The sequence below is a fragment of the Pseudomonas sp. MG-9 genome (assembly GCF_018729515.1).
Classification (GTDB): domain Bacteria; phylum Pseudomonadota; class Gammaproteobacteria; order Pseudomonadales; family Pseudomonadaceae; genus Aquipseudomonas; species Aquipseudomonas serboccidentalis.
On the sequence record NZ_JAHHZH010000002.1, the window covers coordinates 377,298 to 396,635 of the forward strand.

A 19,338-nucleotide genomic window follows, 5' to 3' on the forward strand; every position below is an offset into this window, starting at 1 on the left:
TTTCTATCGCGATGGTCGAGGCAGGCCCGCGGAAATCCCGTGGCAGGAGTTCCCGTGGGCAAAAGCGGGGGGAATCAGGCGGTTTGCTGCTCTCTCAGAATGGTCAGCACGGTTTGCACATTTTGCGCGGCATCGCGACCCAGGCTGGTCAGATACCCGCCATCGGGCTGGTCGGTGAGTTCTTTTTCAAAGAGACGTTGGGCAGCGGCGATGTGCTTCGGGGCAGCGGTCTGATGAATTTTCAAACCTTCCTGGGAACTGTCCAGGTTGAAGAGTGCGAGGACTTCCAGTTCGGCAACCAGCTCAGGGGTAAGCGACATAAGGACTCCAGACTTTCTAGGAATTGGACGACAGCGCCCCTAAGGTGAACCCGCTTTTGCGGCGTGTCCAGTGCTCAGATCAGGGATTTTGTCTTGAGGCGGATTCCAGTGTAGTCAGGGGCCGGGAGATGGTGCGGCGGATACGTAACAAACATTGTAGGAGTGAGCCTGCTCGCGATTGCGCCGTGTCAGTCAGCTAATTTTTTGCTGAAAGAACGCAATCGCGAGCAGGCTCACTCCTACAGGATCGGGGTTTACTGTTTTTCGGGTGGCAACTCAGGCAGCTTACGCAACGCGGTTTCATACCATTCGGTATCGAAGGCGCGGTCTTCATCGAGCATGGCGTCAATCTCGTAGGCCAGCACGTGCGCCATCAGATTGAGGATCTCTTCGCGCTCGACGCCCACCAGGGTCAGCTTGTTGAAGGTCGCCTTGGCCGCTGGCGGGTTGTCGCTTTCGATCTGGTTCTCGATGGCTTCGATCAGCGTAGCCTCGGTGAACTCTTCTTCGTCGTTGTCGATGTCTGTCGGCTCGCTCATGGCAGGCTCCTCAAGGAAAGGCGCCAGTTTACCCGCATTCAGCGGCGTGATGCTGCTGGCAGGATCGAGTCCGGCGATCTATAAACAGTGCCTGCCCACCCCGCACGGCCTGGAGGCTATGTGATGTTCAAGCTTTATGGATTCGCTGTCAGCAACTACTACAACATGGTCAAACTGGCGTTGCTGGAAAAAGGCCTGGCGTTCGAAGAGGTCACGTTCTACCCGACGCAGACCCCGGAGTCATTGGCCATCAGCCCGCGTGGCAAAGTACCGGTGCTGGGTGTCGAGGCCGGGTTCGTCAATGAAACCGCGATCATTCTCGAATACCTCGAGCAGACCCAGAAAGGCACACCGCTGTTGCCCGGCGATCCGTTTGCGCGGGCGCAGGTGCTGGCGATTGCCAAGGAAATCGAGCTCTATATCGAGTTGCCGGGCCGTGCCTGTTATGGCGAGGCGTTCTTTGGCTTGCCGGTGCCGGAGGCGATCAAGGAGAAAACCAAAGCCGAGCTGCTGCTGGGTTTCGCGGCGCTGGGCCGGCACGGCAAGTTCGCCCCGTACGTGGCGGGCGACAGCTTGAGTATCGCGGATCTGTACTTCCTTTACAGCGTGCCGCTGGCGTGTGCGGTCGGCAAGAAGCTGTTCGATCTGGATCTGCTGGCTGAAATGCCAAAGGCCAAGGCGCTGCTGGAACGGCTTGAACAGAATCCACATGTGCAGAAGATTGCGGCAGACAAAGAAGCGGCAATGCCGGCGTTTTTGGCGATGATCGCGGCCAAGAAGTGAGTTTTTGAGCAGGTTAAAAGCGGCCATCGCGAGCAGGCTCACTCCTGCAGAGGTATGCATTCCAATGTGGGAGTGAGCTTGCTCGCGAAGCTTTTAGCTTTTAGCGGCTGGCCAGCAGCGCCTGACCGCGTACCACGGCAGCCTTGACCTGCGCTGGCGCAGTCCCGCCGATGTGGTCACGTGCGTTCACCGAACCTTCCAGGGTCAGCACGGCGAACACGTCCTGCTCGATCTGATCGCTGAACTTGCGCAGTTCTTCCAGGCTCATCTCGGCCAGATCCTTGCCAGTGTCGACGCCGTACTTCACCGCATGGCCAACGATTTCGTGGCAGTCACGGAACGGCAGGCCACGGCGTACCAGGTAGTCCGCCAGGTCAGTGGCAGTGGAGAAACCACGCAGTGCCGCTTCACGCATGATCGCGTGCTTCGGCTTGATCGCCGGGATCATGTCAGCAAAGGCGCGCAGCGAATCGCGCAGGGTGTCGGCGGCGTCGAACAGCGGTTCCTTGTCTTCCTGGTTGTCCTTGTTGTAGGCCAACGGCTGGCCCTTCATCAGGGTCAGCAGGCCCATCAATGCACCGAATACACGGCCGGTCTTGCCGCGCACCAGCTCTGGCACGTCGGGGTTTTTCTTTTGCGGCATGATCGAGCTGCCGGTGCAGAAGCGGTCCGGCAGATCGATGAACTGGAACTGCGCGCTGGTCCACAACACCAGCTCTTCGGAGAAGCGCGACAGGTGCATCATCGCGATGCTCGCGGCGGAGCAGAACTCGATGGCGAAGTCGCGATCGGAAACGTTGTCCAGCGAGTTACCACCCACGGCGTCGAAGCCCAGCAGTTGCGCGGTGTATTCGCGATCGATCGGGTAGGTGGTGCCGGCCAGCGCGGCGCTGCCCAATGGCATGCGGTTGGTGCGCTTGCGGCAGTCGACCAGGCGCTCGTAGTCGCGGCTGAGCATTTCGAACCAGGCCAGCATGTGATGCCCGAAGGTCACTGGCTGCGCAGTCTGCAAGTGCGTGAAGCCCGGCATGATGCTCGCGGCTTCGCGCTCGGCCTGCTCCAGCAAGCCTTTTTGCAGGCGGGTGATCTCGGCCAGGATCAGGTCGATCTCGTCACGCAGCCACAGGCGGATGTCGGTGGCAACCTGGTCGTTGCGGCTGCGCCCGGTGTGCAGTTTCTTGCCGGTAATGCCAATGCGGTCGGTCAGGCGCGCTTCGATGTTCATGTGCACGTCTTCGAGGTCGACGCGCCAGTCGAACTGGCCGGCCTCGATTTCGCTCTGGATGGTCTTCAGGCCATCGGTGATGCTGTCGCGCTCGGCATCCGTCAGCACGCCGACCTTGGCCAGCATGGTGGCGTGGGCGATCGAGCCCATGATGTCGTGGCGATACAGGCGCTGGTCGAAAGTGACGGAGGCGGTGAAGCGGGCGACGAAGGCGTCGACGGGTTCACTGAAGCGGCCGCCCCAGGACTGATTGGTCTTGTCAGTGCTCATGAATTCGCTCGTATCGGCTTGGAGAAAGAAGGCGTGAAACGCTGGAGCGGATAATAACAGGGTTGCCAATCCTGTCGCTGACACCGGTCGATACGTTTTTTTCTCATCTGCTCGTTCATAGTCGGCGCTGTCTGCGGGGGATTTGCGCAAGGATATTTTTCGATTGAGCAATATCGGCCCGGCAAGCGTCTACAGTTGGACATAAGGGTCGGCGCGACTGCGGATCGCACAAAGGTCCGGACGCTGACTATAAGAAGAGGGGGTGGGTGGATTTGTCCTTTGGCAAACCCCGTGAAAAACGCAGGAAACAGCGGGCTTTGAGCAGTACGACCCGGACACTGGCAAATATTGCTGGCCGACGTACGGCACTTTTTGGCGCTCGGGCTAGTCTTAGCGTGGATCGCGGTGACGGACGTCACTTCACCTGTCTACGCTATCCTTGTGCGAGACTCACGCAGGAATCCAGCGCAATATGAATGTCCTGATCGTTGATGACGAACCACTGGCTCGCGAGCGCCTAAGCCGAATGGTAAGCGAGCTCGAGGGTTACACAGTCCTGGAGCCCAGCGCCACGAATGGCGAAGAGGCGTTGGCGCTGATCGACAGCCACAAGCCGGATATCGTGCTGCTCGATGTCCGCATGCCAGGCCTCGATGGCCTGCAGGTGGCTGCCCGTCTGTGCGAACGCGAAACGCCACCGGCCGTGGTGTTTTGCACCGGCCCCGATGAATTTGCCGTGGAAGCCCTGCAGGCCAGCGCCGTGGGCTATGTGGTGAAACCCGTGCGAACCGAACATCTGCATGACGCCCTGAAACGGGCTGAACGTCCCAACCGGGCCCAACTCTCGGCCCTGACCCGTCCTGCTGCCGAAAGCGGCAACGGCCCGCGCAGTCATATCAGCGCCCGTACCCGCAAAGGCATCGAGCTGATCCCGCTGGATCAGGTGGTCTACTTCATTGCCGATCACAAGTACGTGACCTTGCGCCATGAGAACGGCGAAGTGCTGCTGGACGAGCCGCTCAAGGCTCTTGAAGACGAATTCGGCGAGCGCTTCGTGCGCATCCACCGCAACGCGCTGGTCGCCCGTGACCGCATCGAGCGTCTGCAGCGCACACCACTGGGTCACTTCCAGCTGTTCCTCAAAGGCCTGAACGGCGATGCCTTGATCGTCAGCCGCCGGCATGTGGCGGGTGTGCGCAAAATGATGCAGGGCCTGTAACCCGGTCATTCCGGGCGGTTCTGGCGTCTTTTTACCAGGCATTGCCGGCCAGGGAGGCCACGCCGTTTCTGATTCAAGTCAAAGTGGATTTGGCTGAGCTGTTATTATCCGCCGTATCTATTCAGTACGGATTGATCCATGTCCTCTCGCGAAATCCGCATCGCCACCCGTAAAAGTGCGCTGGCCCTCTGGCAGGCCGAATACGTCAAAGCCCGTCTGGAAGCGGCCCACCCCGGGCTGCTGGTGACGCTGGTGCCCATGGTCAGTCGCGGCGACAAACTGCTCGACTCGCCGCTGTCGAAAATCGGCGGCAAGGGTCTGTTCGTCAAGGAGCTGGAAACCGCGCTGCTGGAAAACGAAGCCGACATCGCCGTGCACTCGATGAAAGACGTGCCGATGGACTTCCCCGAAGGTCTGGGCCTGTTCTGCATTTGCGAGCGTGAAGACCCGCGCGATGCTTTCGTTTCCAACACCTACGCCAGCCTGGATGCGTTGCCCGCCGGTGCCATCGTCGGCACCTCCAGCCTGCGTCGTCAGGCGCAGCTGCTGACTCGTCGCCCGGATCTGGAAATCCGTTTCCTGCGCGGCAACGTCAATACCCGTCTGGCCAAACTCGATGCCGGCGAGTACGACGCGATCATTCTTGCGGCGGCCGGTCTGATCCGTCTCGGTTTCGAAGACCGCATCACCTCCGCCATCAGCGTCGACGACAGCCTGCCGGCCGGTGGCCAGGGCGCCGTCGGCATCGAATGCCGCAGCGCCGACACGCCAATCCATGCCTTGCTCGCACCGCTGCATCACGCCGATACCGCGGCGCGGGTCAGTGCCGAACGTGCCCTCAATAAACATCTGAATGGCGGCTGCCAGGTGCCGATCGCCTGCTACGCCGTGCTCGAAGGCGAGCAGTTGTGGCTGCGTGGCCTGGTCGGCGAGCCGAGCGGTGGCAAGCTGCTCAGCGCCGAAGCTCGCGCACCACGCGCCGAGGCCGAAGCGCTGGGTGTGAAGGTCGCTGAAGACCTGCTCAGCCAGGGTGCCGATGACATTCTCAAAGCGGTCTATGGCGAGGCAGGTCACGAGTGACCGGTTGGCGCCTGCTGCTGACGCGCCCTGCGGACGACTGTGCGGCGCTGGCCGAGGTGTTGGCTGGAGAAGGTTTTTTCAGCAGTTGCCTGCCGCTTCTGGACATCGCACCGCTGCCGGTCTCTGACAAAATACGTCAGGCGATGAGGCAGCTGTCGCACTGCAGCGCCGTGATCGTGGTCAGCAAACCGGCGGCGCGAATTGCTGTCGACCTGCTCGCTGCCTTTGGCCTGCAATCGTTGTCGATGCCGTGGTTCAGCGTCGGCGCGGCGACTGCGCAGATTCTTCGCGATCACGGGCTGGACGTGCACTTCCCGGCCACCGGCGATGACAGTGAAGCCTTGCTGCAATTGCCGCGTTTGCGCGAAGCCGTCGCCCGACCCGGCGCACAGGTCTGGATCCTGCGCGGGGAGGGTGGCCGCGAGCTGCTCGCCGAGCGTCTGCGCGAGCTTGGTGCTAGTGTCGAGTATCTGGAGTTGTATCGGCGTGACCTGCCGGCCTACCCGCCGCACGAGCTGGCGCAGCGGATTGCAGCGGAACGCTTGAACGGGCTGGTGGTCAGCAGTGGACAGGGTTTCGAGCACCTGCGCCAAATGGCCGGCGATGCCTGGCCTGCAATTGCGCAGTTGCCGTTGTTTGTTCCAAGCCCAAGGGTCGCCGAGCTGGCACGTGCCGCCGGGGCCAAAACAGTTGTGGATTGCCGCGGCGCGAGTGCCGCGGCTTTGCTGACGGCGTTACGGGAGCATCCCGTGCCCGTTCTCTAATGCAAAGGATGGATACGTGAGCGAAACAGCCTTGCCTAAAGATGACGTCCAACCTGTGATTGATGCCCAGGTTGAAACTCCACCGCCGGCCAAAGAGCCGCGCCGAGGCAACGGACTGGCCATTATCGCCCTGTTGCTCGGCGCTGCCGGCGTGGCGATTGGTGGCTGGGGTGTCTGGCAGGTACGTCACCTGCAGACCAACACCGCACAACAGTCGGGCCAGGTGCAGGCGTTGAATGATCAGGCGCAGAGTCTCAAACTCAACGAACAGCGCCTGACCGAGCGCCTCGCGCAGTTGCCGGGTGCCGACGAGCTTGCCGATCGCCAGCGTCTGGTGACGCAACTGCAGGGTGATCAGCAGCGCCTCAACCAACGCCTGGAAACCGTCCTCGGCGCCAGCCGCAAGGACTGGCGCCTGGCCGAGGCCGAACATCTGCTGCGTCTGGCCAGCCTGCGTCTGTCGGCCTTGCAAGACATCAGCAGCGCCCAGGCGCTGGTACAGGGGGCTGACGAAATCCTCCGTGAACAGAATGACCCGGGATCGTTCGCCGCCCGCGAGCAAGTGGCGAAAACCCTGGTCGCCCTGCGCAGCACTGAGCAGCCGGATCGCACCGGGCTGTTCCTGCGCATTGGCGCGCTGCGCGATCAGGTCATCGAACTCACCGAACTGGCGCCGGAGTACAAGGATCGCGGCGAATCGCTGCTGGGTCTGACCGCTGACGGCGATGGCGCCAGCCGCTGGGCGCAGTGGTGGGATCAGGTGTCGCGCTACATCCGTATCGATTTCAACGCCGACAAGCATGTGAAGCCGCTGCTGGCCGGGCAAAGTCTGAGCCAGGTGCGTCTGGCCCTGAGCCTGGCGCTGGAGCAGGCCCAGTGGGCTGCGCTCAATGGTCAGGCGCCGGTCTACACCCAGGCACTGACCGAAGCGCGGGACGTGCTCAAGGGCAATTTCAACCCGGACAATCCGCAGAGCAGAATCATGCTCGAGCAGGTCGCCGAGTTGAGCCAGCAACCGGTCACCGTCAAGACGCCGGATCTGACCGGCACGCTGAGTGCGGTGCAGGCGTATCTGGAGCGACGTAACGTCAACGCTGAAGAGTCGGTCAAACCGTTCGCCAAACCTGCCGCCAACACCGCGCAGGAGACCAAGCCATGAAACGCCTGTATGTGATCGTGTTTCTGGTGATTGCCGCGACGGCGGCATTGGGCCTGGCGATAGCCGAGCATTCCGGGTACGTGTTGATTGCCTACAAGAGCTTCCGCTACGAGTCGAGCCTGTGGGCCACGCTGGCGCTGGTTGCGGTGTTGTGGCTGCTGATCTGGGGCGTCAAGGCGCTGGTCGAACTGGTCATGACCTCCAGTGGCGTGGTCAATCCCTGGTCGCGACGTAACCGCAGCCGTCGGGTGCAGGTGGCGATCGAACACGGTCAGCTGGATCTGGCTGAAGGTCGCTGGGCCAGCGCGCAACGGCATCTGTATCGCGCCGCCGAAGCCGAGCGCCAGCCGCTGCTGTATTACCTCGGGGCTGCACGCGCGGCTAACGAACAGGGCAAGTACGAGGAGTGCGATCACTTGCTCGAACGTGCGCTGGAGCGCCAGCCGCAGGCCGAACTGGCGATTGCCTTGAGTCACGCGCAACTGCAGACCGATCGCGGTGACACCGATGGCGCACTGGTGACGCTGCAGGCGATGCACGAACGGCACCCGCACAACGTGCAGACCTTGCGTCAGTTGCAGCGTTTGCATCAGCAGCGCGGTGACTGGTCGGCGGTCATCCGCCTGTTGCCGGAGCTGCGCAAGGACAAGGCTCTGCCAGCCGCTGAGCTGGCTGAACTCGAGCGTCGTGCCTGGGGCAACAACCTGTCGCTGGCGGCACACCGCGACGAGGACGGCAAAGTCGGTTTGCAATCGCTCAGTCGTGCCTGGGAGCAGTTGAGCGCCGCGCAACGCCAGGAGCCGGCGCTGGTGCTGGCGTATGCCGAGCAACTGCGTCAGCTGGGCGCTCAGGTCGAAGCCGAGGAAGTGCTGCGCAGCGCCCTCAAGCGCAAGTACGACAGCCACTTGGCACGCCTGTATGGTCTGGTGCGCGGCAGCGATCCGGCGCGTCAGTTGCAGGCCGCCGAAGGCTGGCTCAAGGAGCATCCGGGTGACCCGAGCCTGTTGCTGACTTTGGGTCGTCTATGCCTGCAAGCCAGCCTGTGGGGCAAGGCGCGGGATTATCTGGAGAGCAGTCTGCGGGTGCAGCGCAATCCGGAAGCCTGCGCAGAGCTGGCACGTCTGCTTGCGCAACTGGGCGACACCGAGCGCAGCAATCAGTTGTTCCAGGAAGGTCTTGGACTGCTGGATGAGCGCCTTCTGGCCGCGCCATTGCCGGTGCCGGTTCACGCTTGAAATCACGAGGGAGGACGCTCCCTCGTTAACCCCCAGCGAGCGAATAATTACCTTTACTTGGCGTCCTGGGCGAAGTCCTACAACGGACTACACCTATTCCTCTCGCATCTGTCGGGTTTTCCCTACACTCCTGTTGAACTGTCGGCAGGGACCTGCCTTGAAAGGCTGACAAGCTTTCCTCTACCGTAACTGCCTGTCTCTACTGTTACGGAAAAGCCATGTCGTTGGCCTGTTCACGCTCCTTGTTTTTCACGGCTTTCACTGCAGGGGCCCTGGCCCTGGGAGCTTCCTATTACCTCGAATACGCGGTCGGGCTGACGCCCTGCAGCCTGTGCCTGGCGCAACGGTTCTTCATGGCGTTGCTGACGGTCTGTTGCGGGTTGGCGGCGATCCATGGCCCGCGGCGTGTCGGTCTGTCGCTCTACTGGATGATCGCGCTTTGCGTCAGCCTGGGCGGGACCACCGCAGCCTGGCGGCAGGTGTTGTTGCAGAGCGATCCGCTGTTGCAAATGGCTAACTGTGCCCCCGATTCCGAAGCGCTGTTCAGCAATCTGCCGTGGCTGTGTGCGACGGTGCGCATGTTTAAAGGCAGCGCCGATTGCGCGGAAATCTCCTGGACGCTGTTCGATCTGAGTATCCCGGAGTGGAGTCTGCTGTTCTTTGTCGCGATGTCGATCCTTGCGGTGTACCAATTGCTGCGGCTGGTCTGGAGCGCTCTGCAGCGACCGCTCAGCGGCGAAGCGTCGCACCGCACGCTGGTCAGGGATTAAACACTTGTATGAACTTTATCTCCTGCGTACCTTGAAGCCATAGGCGTGCGGGCATAATCTGGCCCGCACGTGTCATTGGATTTATGTTGCTCGATGACGCTCTGCCCGGTCGGCCTCCAAGCATAAAAGCCAAAAGAGGGGCGCGGGTGTAGAGCAGCATGACCCACAAGGGAAGAGAGATCGCCATGCTCGAAAGTTGTCAGAATGCTCAGGAACGCTGGGGTGGAGTTCATCTGCTGATCGACCGCTGGTTGCAAGAGCGTGAAGAACTGATCGGCGCCTACGACAAGCTCGGTGCGCAACCTGAGGCGCTGTCCGAGAGCCGCAAGCCCTTGCAGGAATTCTGCGGTGTGCTGGTCGATTACGTCTCCGCCGGGCACTTCGAAATCTACGAACAGCTGACGGGCGAAGCCAAGGCGTTCAACGACAAGCGTGGCCTGGAACTCGCCGAGACCATTTACCCGCGCATCGACGTCATCACCGAGAAACTGCTGGCGTTCAACGATCTGTGCGACGAGGGCAAATGCGTCGTCGAGAAGTTCAAGGAACTGGGCGGCCTGCTGCACGAGCGCTTCGAACTGGAAGACTGCCTGATTGAAGTGCTGCACACGGCACACAAGGAAGAAGATACCGCTCAAGCCTGATTGGTTTTTCGCAGGCACAAAAAACGCGATGCGCCGGAAGCGCACCGCGTTTTTTTATGCCCGCGAATCGGGACCGATCAGCTCGTTGCGCCGCGCAACTCGACTTCAAACACCAGCGGCGTAAACGGCGCAATCAGGTCGCCCGCACCGTCGGCGCCGTAAGCCTGATCCGATGGAATCACCAGTCGCCACTTGGCACCCACCGGCATGTTCTGCAACGCGGTACGCCAGCCGGCAATCACGCTGTCGAGGCTGAACCATTGCGGCTGAGTGTTCTGATCGAACACCGTGCCATCCGGCAAACGACCGACATACAGCACCTGGACTTTTCCATCCGGGCCGGCCTTGGCACCGTTGCCCGGTGTCAGCTCGGTCAGCAGGATGCCGTCGGCCAGTTCCTTCACGCCCGGCCTGGCTTTTTCGGTGGTAAGAAAACGCTGCTCGTTTTCCATCGCCGCGTCGCTCGAAGGCAGGGTTGAATGTTCGGCGTTTTGCGATTCATGATCGGCCAGGATCTGCTCGATCCGCGCTTCGCTCAGTGCCAGTGGCTTGCCTTGGTAGGCCTGCTGCAAACCTTCGACCAGTGCCTGGATCTGTAATTGCGGCACCTCCTGGCGCAGCCGTTCACCGAGGCTGGCACCCAGGCTGTAGGCCAGATCATGAGCGTCGTTCGCGGTGGTTTTTTCGTCGGCGTGGGCGGCGGAAAAAATCATGCAGAGGGATAAAAAAAGGTAGCGCGACATGGGCACTCTCCGTCCTGAGATGCGGGCGATTATGCCAGCGCGAACGTCTGCAACGGTGAACTGCTTTTGTCTTCGTGCAGAACATTTTCACTTCGTTGCAACGCAACGGTTTCGTTACTGTCAAGATGACCTAGCGGCGGTAGCAGCAGAGGTCTAGTATGAGCCGCACTCACGTCAGCCAGGAGGTAAACCATGTCGGCCACCAAGAAGCCTGTAAACACTCCGTTGCACTTACTCCAACAACTCTCGGGCAGCTTGCTCGAGCATTTGGAAAACGCTTGCTCCCAAGCCTTGGCTGATGCTGAAAAACTGCTCGCCAAACTGGAAAAGCAACGCGGCAAGGCACAAGAAAAACTGCACAAGTCCCGCACCAAATTGCAGGACGCAGCCACTGCCGGTAAAGCCAAGGCACAGAACAAGGCCAAGGCTGCCGTCAAAGAACTTGAAGACCTGCTCGATGCGCTGAAGGACCGTCAGTCCGACACCCGCAGCTACATTCTGCAACTCAAGCGCGATGCTCAGGAAAGCCTGAAACTGGCCCAGGGTGTCGGTCGCGTGCAAGAGGCCGCCGGCAAGGCGCTGACCTCCCGCGCAGCCAAACCTGCAGCAGCGCCTGCGAAGAAAGCGGCAGCCAAACCGGCTGCGACGAAAGCCCCGGCGAAGACCGCCGCTGCCAAACCAGCGGCCAGGCCAGCAGCCAAGGCTCCGGCTAAAGCCGCGGCCAAACCTGCTGCAAAAACCGCGGTGAAAAAACCTGCTGCGGCGAGCACTGCAAAACCTGCCGCGCGTACTGCCGCCGCTAAACCGGCTGCTGCAAAACCGGCCGCCAAGCCCGCCGCAAAACCTGCTGCGCGCAAGGCTGCTCCGGCAAAAACCGCCGCGGCTAAACCTGCTGCGAAAGTGGCGGTAAAACCGGCTGCCAAACCTGCGGCCAAGACCGCTGCGGCAAAACCAGCCAAGCCTGCGGCCAAACCGGTTGCGGCAAAACCGGCTGCCAAACCAGCGGCGAAGCCTGCTGCTAAAGTCGCTGCCAAACCTGCTGCGGCCAAACCGACAACCGCTGCCGCCAAGCCTGCTGCCAAACCAGTAGCCGCCAAGCCAGCCGCCAAGCCTGCCGTGAAACCGGCTGCCAAACCTGCCGCGAAAAAACCGGTCGCTGCCAAACCAGCTGCCGCCAAACCGGCGACCGCGCCTGTCGCCAAGCCAGCCGCTCCAGCGCCGGCCGCTGCACCGGCATCTACCTCGACCACCACGACTGCGCCAACGCCAGCCGCTGCGTCGAGCGTCACCAGCAACCCGACCAGCGCTTCCTAAGTGCCGGTTGCCGCGACGCGCAGCACTTGCAGCGCGTCGCGGTTCGGGCTGGCGGCCGTTCCCGCCAGACACTCAAGCCATTCTTTCGAGGCTGATGCATCCTGCAACGGCCAGTCCTGAGCGACTTGTTCCAGTTGCCACAGCAGATGCCGTTCGGCTTCCAGCTCCAGTGCTTTCATCTGTTCACGCAGGCCCTTGAGCACCGGATCTTCCTCGGCCAGGGTTTTCCATTGAGTTCGCAACGCACGCAGTGGCTGCACCACCTCACTGTCCCAAGGCCGCACCAGCGTTTTCAGCTGCTCTACGCGCTGTTCGTCGCAGGCCACCTCGCGTTGTTCCAGCCACAGACCGCAGAGCAACAGGCACACATTGGCCCCTGCCGTTTGCAGTTGCAGGCAGGCATGTTCCACACCCGGTCGGGCGTAGGTGGCAAGGGAAAAGCTCCACAGGTCAGAGGACATCGTGCTACTCGCGCCAGTTGTGAGCGAAGCTGGTAGACTCCGCCGCCATTATGATCCGACTTCAGAACCTGACTTTACAGCGTGGCCCGCAACGTCTGCTAGAAGACGCCGAGCTGACCCTGCACGCCGGCCACAAAGCCGGCCTCATCGGTGCCAACGGCGCCGGCAAATCCAGCCTGTTCGCCTTGTTGCGCGGCGAGTTGCACCCGGACTCGGGCGATTGCCTGCTGCCGGCCGACTGGCGGATCGCGCACATGCGCCAGGAGGTCGACACGCTCGAACGCCTGGCGGTCGACTATGTGCTCGATGGCGACCTGCGTCTACGCGAAGTGCAACGTGACCTCGCCGCCGCCGAAGCGGCCCACGATGGCACGGCTCTGGCGCGTCTGCACGCCGAACTCGACAGCGCCGACGGCTATACCGCCGATGCACGTGCGCGCAAGTTGCTGGCCGGTCTCGGTTTCACTAATGAGCAGATGGATCGTCAGGTAGGAGATTTCTCCGGTGGCTGGCGGATGCGTCTGAACCTGGCGCAGGCCTTGATGTGTCCGTCGGACCTGTTGTTGCTCGACGAACCGACCAACCACCTGGACCTCGACGCGATCATCTGGCTCGAAGAGTGGCTGAAAAGCTACCCGGGCACCTTGCTGCTGATTTCCCACGACCGCGACTTCCTCGATGAAGTGGTCGATCACGTGGCCCACGTCGATCAGCGCAAACTGACCCTGTACCGGGGCGGCTACACCGCGTTCGAACGCGCGCGTGCCGAACGTCTGGCCCAGCAGCAACAGGCTTACGAGAAGCAGCAGGCGCAACGGGCGCACATGGAAAGCTACATCGCTCGCTTCAAGGCTCAGGCCACCAAGGCCCGTCAGGCGCAGAGCCGGATCAAGGCGCTGGAGCGTATGGAAGAGCTGTCGGCGGCCCACGTCGATTCGCCGTTCGATTTCGTGTTCCGCGAATCGACCAAGATCTCCAGCCCGCTGATCGATCTGTCCGATGCGCGTCTGGGTTATGGCGATAAAACCATCCTGGAGAAGGTCAAGCTGCAGCTGACCCCGGGTGCGCGGATCGGCCTGCTCGGGCCGAACGGCGCCGGTAAGTCGACCCTGATCAAGAACCTCGCCGGTGAGCTTGAGCCGCTGGCCGGGCGCCTGACCCGTGGCGAAAACACCGTAGTCGGCTACTTCGCCCAGCATCAGCTCGATTCGCTCGACGCCAAGGCCAGCCCGCTGCTGCACCTGCAGCGTCTGGCGCCGACCGAGCGCGAGCAGACACTGCGCGACTTCCTCGGCGGTTTCGACTTCCGTGGTGCACGTATCGATGAACCGGTGCTGAATTTCTCCGGTGGCGAGAAGGCACGTCTGGCCCTGGCGTTGATCGCCTGGGAGCGGCCGAACCTGTTGCTGCTCGACGAACCGACCAACCACCTCGACCTGGAAATGCGCCTGGCGTTGACCATGGCTCTGCAGGAATTCAGCGGCGCGGTCCTGGTGGTGTCTCACGATCGGCATTTGCTCAAGAGCACCACCGACAACTTCTATCTGGTCGCTGACGGCAAGGTCGAAGAGTTCGATGGCGACCTCGAAGACTACGCCCGCTGGCTGGTGGAATACCGTCAGCGCAACGCCCCGGTCAGCAACACCCCGGTCAACCCGGACAAGACCGACAAGAAGGCCCAGCGTCAGGCCGCCGCTGCGTTGCGTCAGCAACTGGCACCGCACAAGCGTGAAGCCGACAAGCTCGAAGCCGAGCTGGGCAAGCTCCACGAGAAACTGGCCAAGGTTGATGCCAGCCTCGGTGACAGCGACATCTACGAGCCGGCGCGCAAGAATGAGCTGCGTGATCTGCTGGCCGAACAGGCCAAACTGAAGGTGCGCGAAGCCGAGCTGGAAGAGGCCTGGATGGAAGCGCTGGAAACCCTGGAAAGCATGCAGGCGGAGCTGGAGGCACTGTCCTGATGGACGCGTTCAAGCTGCCATTGCCGGCGGTGTGGGTCGAGCCGATCTGGCTCGGCGTACAGATTCTGCTGATCCTGCTGGCCGGTTATCTCACCCAGCGTTTTGTCGCCAAAGGCCTGACCCGTCTGGGTGATCGCTACCCGTTCCCGCCGCAGTTGCTGATGCCGCTGCGTGGCGGTCTGCGCTGGCTGATCATGGGCAGTGCACTGATCTTTGTGCTGGAGCGCCTCGGGGTCTCGGCCACGGTGTTGTGGACCGCGCTGTCGGGTTTCGTCGCGGTGGCGGCGGTGGCGTTCTTCGCGATGTGGAGTGTGCTGTCGAACCTGCTCTGCGCGATTCTGATCTTCACCGTCGGCCCGTTCCGTCTGGGGGATGTGGTCGAGCTGGTGGACACTACCGACAAACCTGGCGTCAAAGGCCGGGTGGTGGCGATCAATCTGCTCTACACCACGTTGATCGAGGCTGAGGAACTGGGTACCGGCAGCGCCATGGTGCAAGTGCCGAACAGCCTGTTCTTCCAGCGCTCGGTGCGGCGCTGGCGCGGCAACGATGTGTTTCCTTCCAGCGGTTTCGAAAAGTAGATTTCCCGGGCGTCTGATCTGACGCCTTCGCGAGCAGGCTCGCTCCCACAATGGATCTTCAGTGCTCGCAAATTTTGTGTCCACAGAGGATCAACTGTGTGCGAGCCTGCTCGCGAAGGGGGCGTTGGCCCGCAAATACGGGGTTGCGTCCGCAACGTCCTACAAAAAAACAATAGTCATCCGCCTGAAAGCACATTAATTTGGATGTTTGGTACCAGTCCGAGTCGAGGTGTGCGATGGAGCTACAAACATGGCTGGCGTTTTTCGCCGCCTGCTGGGTGATCAGTCTGTCCCCGGGCGCCGGCGCCATTGCGTCGATGTCCAGCGGTTTGCAATACGGTTTCTGGCGCGGCTACTGGAACGCGCTGGGCCTGCAAGTCGGCCTGGCGGTACAGATTGCGATTGTCGGCGCCGGTGTTGGCGCGATTCTCACGGCGTCGGCCACCGCGTTCTATGCGATCAAGTGGTTTGGTGTGGCCTACCTAGTCTATCTGGCGGTCAAGCAATGGCGTGCGCTGCCCATGGACATGAGCGATGACGCCGCGGTACGGCCGATCGGCAGGCCGCTGGCACTGGTGTTCCGTGGCTTTCTGGTGAACATCAGCAACCCCAAGGCCCTGGTGTTCATGCTGGCGGTGCTGCCGCAGTTCATCAATCCGCATGCACCGCTGCTGATGCAGTACCTGGTGATCGGCGTGACCATGATCTGCGTTGATCTGATCGTCATGGCTGGCTACACCGGCCTGGCATCGAAGGTGCTGCGCCTGTTGCGCACGCCGAAGCAGCAGAAGCGCATGAACCGTACGTTTGCCGGGCTGTTCATCGGTGCGGCGGCGTTCATGGCGACGTTGCGTAAAGCGGTGGTGTAACGCCTGCGGGCGCAAAAAAGGCGACCTGATGAGGTCGCCTTTTTCGTTTCTGACGATACATATGGGATACATCCAACTGTGGCGAGGGAGCTTGCTCCCGCTGGGCTGCGAAGCGGCCCCAAAAAGCTTGTGAGCGCTGCGCACTCAAGCGGGAGCAAGCTCCCTCGCCACAGGTAACGCATCCGCAAATCAGTGCAAAATCACCGGCGCAGTATCACGCGGCAGGTTGTTGCGCTGCTGCGGCTCACGCGGCTGCTCGTAACCGCCACCACCGAGCTGTTGGCTCAGTTGCCCGGCGACGTCCTCGCCCAGAGCCTTGGACACCTCACGCACCACCCGAGGGCGGTTCAGCGAGATCTTGATGTCGCGGCCGTTCACCAGTTTGGTGTCCTGCGCCTCACCCATCGCCGTGAAGGCCGAGGTGATCTCGTAGGTCTTGGTGTTGATCAGGCTGAAATCCGCCACCAGCGTCAGGCCCAGCACTGCCGAATAGCTGTCGGTGTGCGCCAGCTCGTTCATGTCCTGGGTGAAGTCGATGTCCGACACGGTGCCGAACAGCACATAGTCGGCGCCCTTGAAGTTGCCGGCCTTGATGCGTTTGATCACGTCATAGACGTCACCTTTGGACGACGCGGTGTACGGCGTGCCCTGCACCAGCTGGAACATGCCGGTACGCAGGATTTCACCCTTGATGTCGCCAGTGAATTTACGCAGCTCACCCTGTTCGATGTAGCTGGTGGTCGCTTCCAGCTCGTTATAGCTCGAAGAGCCGCTGGAGCTGTAGTAACCCTCGCGGTAATTGTTCTGCGCCGAAACGATGTGGATGTATTGCTCCACACGTTCCTGATACGCCAGATCCGTCACCGCGACTTTCGGGGCCGCTTGCACGCTGAACACGCAAGCCAGGGCCATCATGCCAATCCATGCGCGCATTGATTAACGCTCCGTGGTTTTGCGGATCTCTTTTTCGTCCATCCACTCGGCCAGACCGCTTTCGACGTCGATCAGTTGCAGGCTGAATTTGTAGAAGACGTCCTTGTAGTCGCTGCTGCGCTTGACGATCGAGCTGATCGAGCCTTCCAGACGGTATTTGGCGGCGATCATGTTGCCGGTCTTGGCCACGGTGCTCTTCTTGTACAGGCCGCTCTGGTTTTGCAGCTTGAGCTGATCAACCTGGCTCTGCATCGCGGTGTTGTCGCTGGCGAAGCGGGCGGTGCCGGACTTCATCAGCTGGGTCTTGATGCTGGTGGTGATCTCACGAGTGTCGATGTACTCGCTGGTCTTGTTCTTCACGTCGTAGACCTGCACCACCGGGCGGCCCTGCAGGATGCCGGACTGGGCCAGGGAGCGGGTCATCGACTCGGCGATCATTTGCAGGTCGGTCGAACCGAATTCGTTGGTCACGGTTTCAACTGCTTTGGTGTCGCCGTAGCTGATGTTCTTGCTGCCCAGGGTCGGTGAAGTGTTGGCGCAACCGGCAGCCAGCAGGGCGAGGACAGCGATCAAGGAAAAGCGTGCAAACATGGGAATGCTCTCTAAAACAGGAATAGGGTGGCGGGCTTAAGGCGTCTTGAGTTCGAGACGGAAGTCCACGGCTTTCGGGGTCGGGGCGATGCCCTGGATGAAGCTGGTCTGGGCGCCGTACATCATCTGGCTTTTCCAGACTTCCTCCTCGGCGATCGGGAAACCTTCCGGACCGAGCCAGGCGAAGCGGTAGTAGAACGTCTTGTTGCTGTTGAGGGTGTTGGTCAACTGCACATTGACGGTCATGAAGCCGTTCTCGCGGGCCACGCGCATGGCGCCGACCGCGATGTGTTTCTGCGGGCCCATGGCCACGACCTTGCTCGCGGCGCTGCCCGGCTCCGGCGGTGGCGGGGTGGCGCAGCCGCTGGCCAGGACGGCGAGGGCGGCAACGGCGATGAGTTTGAAGCGCATGCAAAGACTCCGTTCTTAAGGTTGTTTGAGGCTGGCGACGTTAGTCGCGCCGGCGCTCGGGATGACGTGGGCGGCGACGCCCGCAGCGAACACCTGGTTGCCCACGGCGCGCAGGCTGATCACCTGGTAACGCTGATCGACGGTGACCTTGACCACCGAACCGCCGACGGCGCTCGGCAGACTGACTTGGTGCTCGCCTTTCTTCAAGCGCAGACGCACCACTTGGGTGTTGTCCGGCAGGGTACGCCACGTACGGGTATCGGCACCTTCCAGCACAGCTGAAGAGATACCCACGGCCAGACCGGCCAGCGGATTGGTTTCGTTGATCTTTTTCTGCGCCACGCCTTTGGTGATTGCGCGCACGGTGGTGCGCACGATGATCCCCGGCATGTCATCGCGCAGGGCGCGGCGCGACATGGCGGTGGTGCTGTTGAGAGCAGTCAGGTTGACTTGCTGGCCATCGACACCAATCTGCGCGAACGGCGCGGTGGAGGTGTCAGGCTTGATGATCGGGAACGACAGCGGGGTGATCACCACGTTGTTGGAAATCGGCAAGGGCAGCGGTACGCGGATCGAGTCACGCGATGGCGCCAGACCGCTTTGCACCACGATCAGGATATCGCTGTCGTCGGACTTGCTCGGCTTGTCGAGATTGACCAGCGCCTGTTCCAGCAGCGGGGTGTTCGGCCGCAGTTCGGCGGCCTTGCGGTAACCTGGTGCAGCCAGATCCTTCTCCCCCAGGGCTTCGTAGACGAAGCCGGCCAGGTAGTGGCTGAACGCACTCTGGTAGCTGTTTTTCAGGCTGACCACTTCCGGCGCATCAAGGCTGGCGACCGGATAACCCTGCAGATCCTTGTACTGGGTCTTGATCCCTTCTTTCTCGGCCTCTTCCTCGCTCTTGAGGTATTCCTTGTCGCGCAGGTCGGCGATCACCGCTTCACGTTCATGCGTCCTCTTGATCGCGGTGCGGGCGCCGTCGAAGTCATTGACTGCCAGCAGGTTGAGGGCCATCTGCGTGGTCAGCATGACTTTTTCATAGTCGTAGCCTTCGTAGCGACGGACCTTGTCGTTGACGATGAAGCTGCCGAACTGGGCCAGGTATTTGCCGGAGTCGAGCTTGACCGCGTCTTCCCACTGACCGACTACCTGATCGGCGCTGGTCCAGGCGTTCTGGCTACCGGACAGGTCGCCCTTGGCGCGCAGCAACTCACCTTTCTCGAAGTAATAGAGCAGGTCTTTGTCCGGGCCGGTGTTGTTCTTTTCCAGCAGGGTCAGTGCGGCGTCGACGTTGCCGGTAGCCAGTTGCTGATTGGTCTGGGCCAGTTCCGAATCGTAGTTGCGAAACGCTGAACAACCGGACAGCAGAGTGACGGCGCTGAGCGCGATCAAGGTGGGGGCGCGGAATGCCATGGGGGTACTTCTTCCCTGAGCTTGAAACAGCAGCAGCCACCTGTGCCGGTCGGGCT

Annotated in this window: 21 protein-coding genes and 1 pseudogene; 13 read left to right on the top strand and 9 right to left on the bottom strand. The window is 61.5% G+C overall.

The features are described 5' to 3' along the window. Positions 1–74 precede the first annotated feature (74 nt). Both KKQ10_RS06370 and KKQ10_RS06375 read right to left on the bottom strand, forming a co-directional pair. On the bottom strand, positions 75–320 hold the full coding sequence (locus tag KKQ10_RS06370) for a TIGR02647 family protein (RefSeq protein ID WP_127648051.1): 246 nt from the start codon (positions 318–320) through the stop codon (positions 75–77). Positions 321–574: 254 nt separating this feature from the next. After that, positions 575–859, bottom strand: coding sequence for a hypothetical protein (locus KKQ10_RS06375; RefSeq protein WP_215500570.1), 285 nt, complete (start codon positions 857–859; stop codon positions 575–577). A 123-nt stretch (positions 860–982) separates the two neighbouring features. Between KKQ10_RS06375 and KKQ10_RS06380 the strand changes: the two genes are divergently transcribed. Beyond that, positions 983–1,642 (top strand): glutathione S-transferase family protein, encoded by a 660-nt coding sequence (locus tag KKQ10_RS06380; protein ID WP_215500571.1) that lies wholly within the window; start codon positions 983–985, stop codon positions 1,640–1,642. A gap of 100 nt (positions 1,643–1,742) precedes the next feature. Here the strand turns inward: KKQ10_RS06380 and argH are convergent, their stop codons facing one another. Then, positions 1,743–3,137, bottom strand: a complete 1,395-nt coding sequence (gene argH, locus KKQ10_RS06385; protein ID WP_215500572.1) for an argininosuccinate lyase — start codon at positions 3,135–3,137, stop codon at positions 1,743–1,745. 335 nt (positions 3,138–3,472) lie between these two features. Here argH and KKQ10_RS28700 point away from each other — a divergent pair. From KKQ10_RS28700 to rsd, 8 genes and pseudogenes are all read left to right on the top strand, one after another. Continuing rightward, positions 3,473–3,613, top strand: a pseudogene (locus KKQ10_RS28700) (sensor histidine kinase); the annotation flags it as partial. Next, positions 3,610–4,356: a LytR/AlgR family response regulator transcription factor gene (locus KKQ10_RS06390; protein WP_215500573.1), complete on the top strand. Its 747-nt coding sequence runs from the start codon at positions 3,610–3,612 to the stop codon at positions 4,354–4,356. The pseudogene KKQ10_RS28700 and the gene KKQ10_RS06390, both read left to right, overlap by 4 nt. A gap of 138 nt (positions 4,357–4,494) precedes the next feature. Next, entirely contained in the window at positions 4,495–5,436 is a 942-nt protein-coding gene (hemC, locus tag KKQ10_RS06395) for a hydroxymethylbilane synthase (RefSeq protein ID WP_215500574.1), read from the top strand. Then, on the top strand, positions 5,433–6,200 hold the full coding sequence (locus KKQ10_RS06400; protein ID WP_215500575.1) for a uroporphyrinogen-III synthase: 768 nt from the start codon (positions 5,433–5,435) through the stop codon (positions 6,198–6,200). The genes hemC and KKQ10_RS06400 overlap by 4 nt, the downstream gene beginning before the upstream one ends. 16 nt (positions 6,201–6,216) lie before the next feature. Beyond that, entirely contained in the window at positions 6,217–7,359 is a 1,143-nt protein-coding gene (locus KKQ10_RS06405; protein ID WP_215500576.1) for a uroporphyrinogen-III C-methyltransferase, read from the top strand. Then, positions 7,356–8,594 carry a heme biosynthesis protein HemY gene (locus KKQ10_RS06410; protein ID WP_215500577.1) on the top strand — a complete coding sequence of 413 codons (1,239 nt, stop codon included), beginning with the start codon at positions 7,356–7,358 and terminating at the stop codon, positions 8,592–8,594. The genes KKQ10_RS06405 and KKQ10_RS06410 overlap by 4 nt, the downstream gene beginning before the upstream one ends. Positions 8,595–8,812: 218 nt before the next feature. Next, on the top strand, positions 8,813–9,364 hold the full coding sequence (locus tag KKQ10_RS06415) for a disulfide bond formation protein B (RefSeq protein WP_127648043.1): 552 nt from the start codon (positions 8,813–8,815) through the stop codon (positions 9,362–9,364). A gap of 185 nt (positions 9,365–9,549) precedes the next feature. Then, the gene (rsd, locus tag KKQ10_RS06420) at positions 9,550–10,008 is read left to right on the top strand and encodes a sigma D regulator (RefSeq protein WP_127648042.1); all 459 of its coding nucleotides are present in this window, start codon (positions 9,550–9,552) and stop codon (positions 10,006–10,008) included. Between the two features lie 77 nt (positions 10,009–10,085). Here rsd and KKQ10_RS06425 read toward each other — a convergent pair whose 3' ends face one another. Beyond that, positions 10,086–10,751: an FKBP-type peptidyl-prolyl cis-trans isomerase gene (locus KKQ10_RS06425; RefSeq protein WP_215500578.1), complete on the bottom strand. Its 666-nt coding sequence runs from the start codon at positions 10,749–10,751 to the stop codon at positions 10,086–10,088. 192 nt (positions 10,752–10,943) lie between these two features. Here KKQ10_RS06425 and KKQ10_RS06430 point away from each other — a divergent pair, with 192 nt between their 5' ends. Then, complete coding sequence (locus KKQ10_RS06430; protein ID WP_215500579.1) at positions 10,944–12,065, top strand: AlgP family protein; 1,122 nt, start codon at positions 10,944–10,946, stop codon at positions 12,063–12,065. On the opposite strand, the gene KKQ10_RS06435 is transcribed toward KKQ10_RS06430, so the two are convergent. Beyond that, positions 12,062–12,526, bottom strand: coding sequence for a TIGR02444 family protein (locus KKQ10_RS06435; protein ID WP_215500580.1), 465 nt, complete (start codon positions 12,524–12,526; stop codon positions 12,062–12,064). The genes KKQ10_RS06430 and KKQ10_RS06435 overlap by 4 nt on opposite strands. 50 nt (positions 12,527–12,576) lie before the next feature. Here KKQ10_RS06435 and KKQ10_RS06440 point away from each other — a divergent pair, with 50 nt between their 5' ends. The 3 genes from KKQ10_RS06440 (at position 12,577) to rhtB (ending at position 15,937) form a co-directional block, all read left to right on the top strand. Then, the gene (locus KKQ10_RS06440; protein WP_003229372.1) at positions 12,577–14,487 is read left to right on the top strand and encodes an ATP-binding cassette domain-containing protein; all 1,911 of its coding nucleotides are present in this window, start codon (positions 12,577–12,579) and stop codon (positions 14,485–14,487) included. Beyond that, positions 14,487–15,068 carry a mechanosensitive ion channel family protein gene (locus tag KKQ10_RS06445; protein WP_215500581.1) on the top strand — a complete coding sequence of 194 codons (582 nt, stop codon included), beginning with the start codon at positions 14,487–14,489 and terminating at the stop codon, positions 15,066–15,068. Before KKQ10_RS06440 ends, KKQ10_RS06445 begins: the two co-directional genes overlap by 1 nt. A gap of 236 nt (positions 15,069–15,304) precedes the next feature. Further along, positions 15,305–15,937 (top strand): homoserine/homoserine lactone efflux protein, encoded by a 633-nt coding sequence (gene rhtB / locus KKQ10_RS06450; RefSeq protein WP_215500582.1) that lies wholly within the window; start codon positions 15,305–15,307, stop codon positions 15,935–15,937. A 189-nt stretch (positions 15,938–16,126) separates the two neighbouring features. Here rhtB and KKQ10_RS06455 read toward each other — a convergent pair whose 3' ends face one another. The 4 genes from KKQ10_RS06455 to KKQ10_RS06470 are packed head-to-tail and all read right to left on the bottom strand — an operon-like array spanning position 16,127 to position 19,282. Then, positions 16,127–16,870, bottom strand: coding sequence for a penicillin-binding protein activator LpoB (locus KKQ10_RS06455; protein ID WP_215500583.1), 744 nt, complete (start codon positions 16,868–16,870; stop codon positions 16,127–16,129). 3 nt (positions 16,871–16,873) lie between these two features. Continuing rightward, entirely contained in the window at positions 16,874–17,461 is a 588-nt protein-coding gene (lpoB, locus tag KKQ10_RS06460; RefSeq protein ID WP_127648035.1) for a penicillin-binding protein activator LpoB, read from the bottom strand. A 36-nt stretch (positions 17,462–17,497) separates the two neighbouring features. Then, positions 17,498–17,872, bottom strand: coding sequence for a YcfL family putative periplasmic lipoprotein (locus tag KKQ10_RS06465; RefSeq protein ID WP_025113270.1), 375 nt, complete (start codon positions 17,870–17,872; stop codon positions 17,498–17,500). Positions 17,873–17,887: 15 nt separating this feature from the next. Continuing rightward, positions 17,888–19,282, bottom strand: coding sequence for a COG3014 family protein (locus KKQ10_RS06470; protein ID WP_215500584.1), 1,395 nt, complete (start codon positions 19,280–19,282; stop codon positions 17,888–17,890). Between the last annotated feature and the right edge of the window lie 56 nt (positions 19,283–19,338).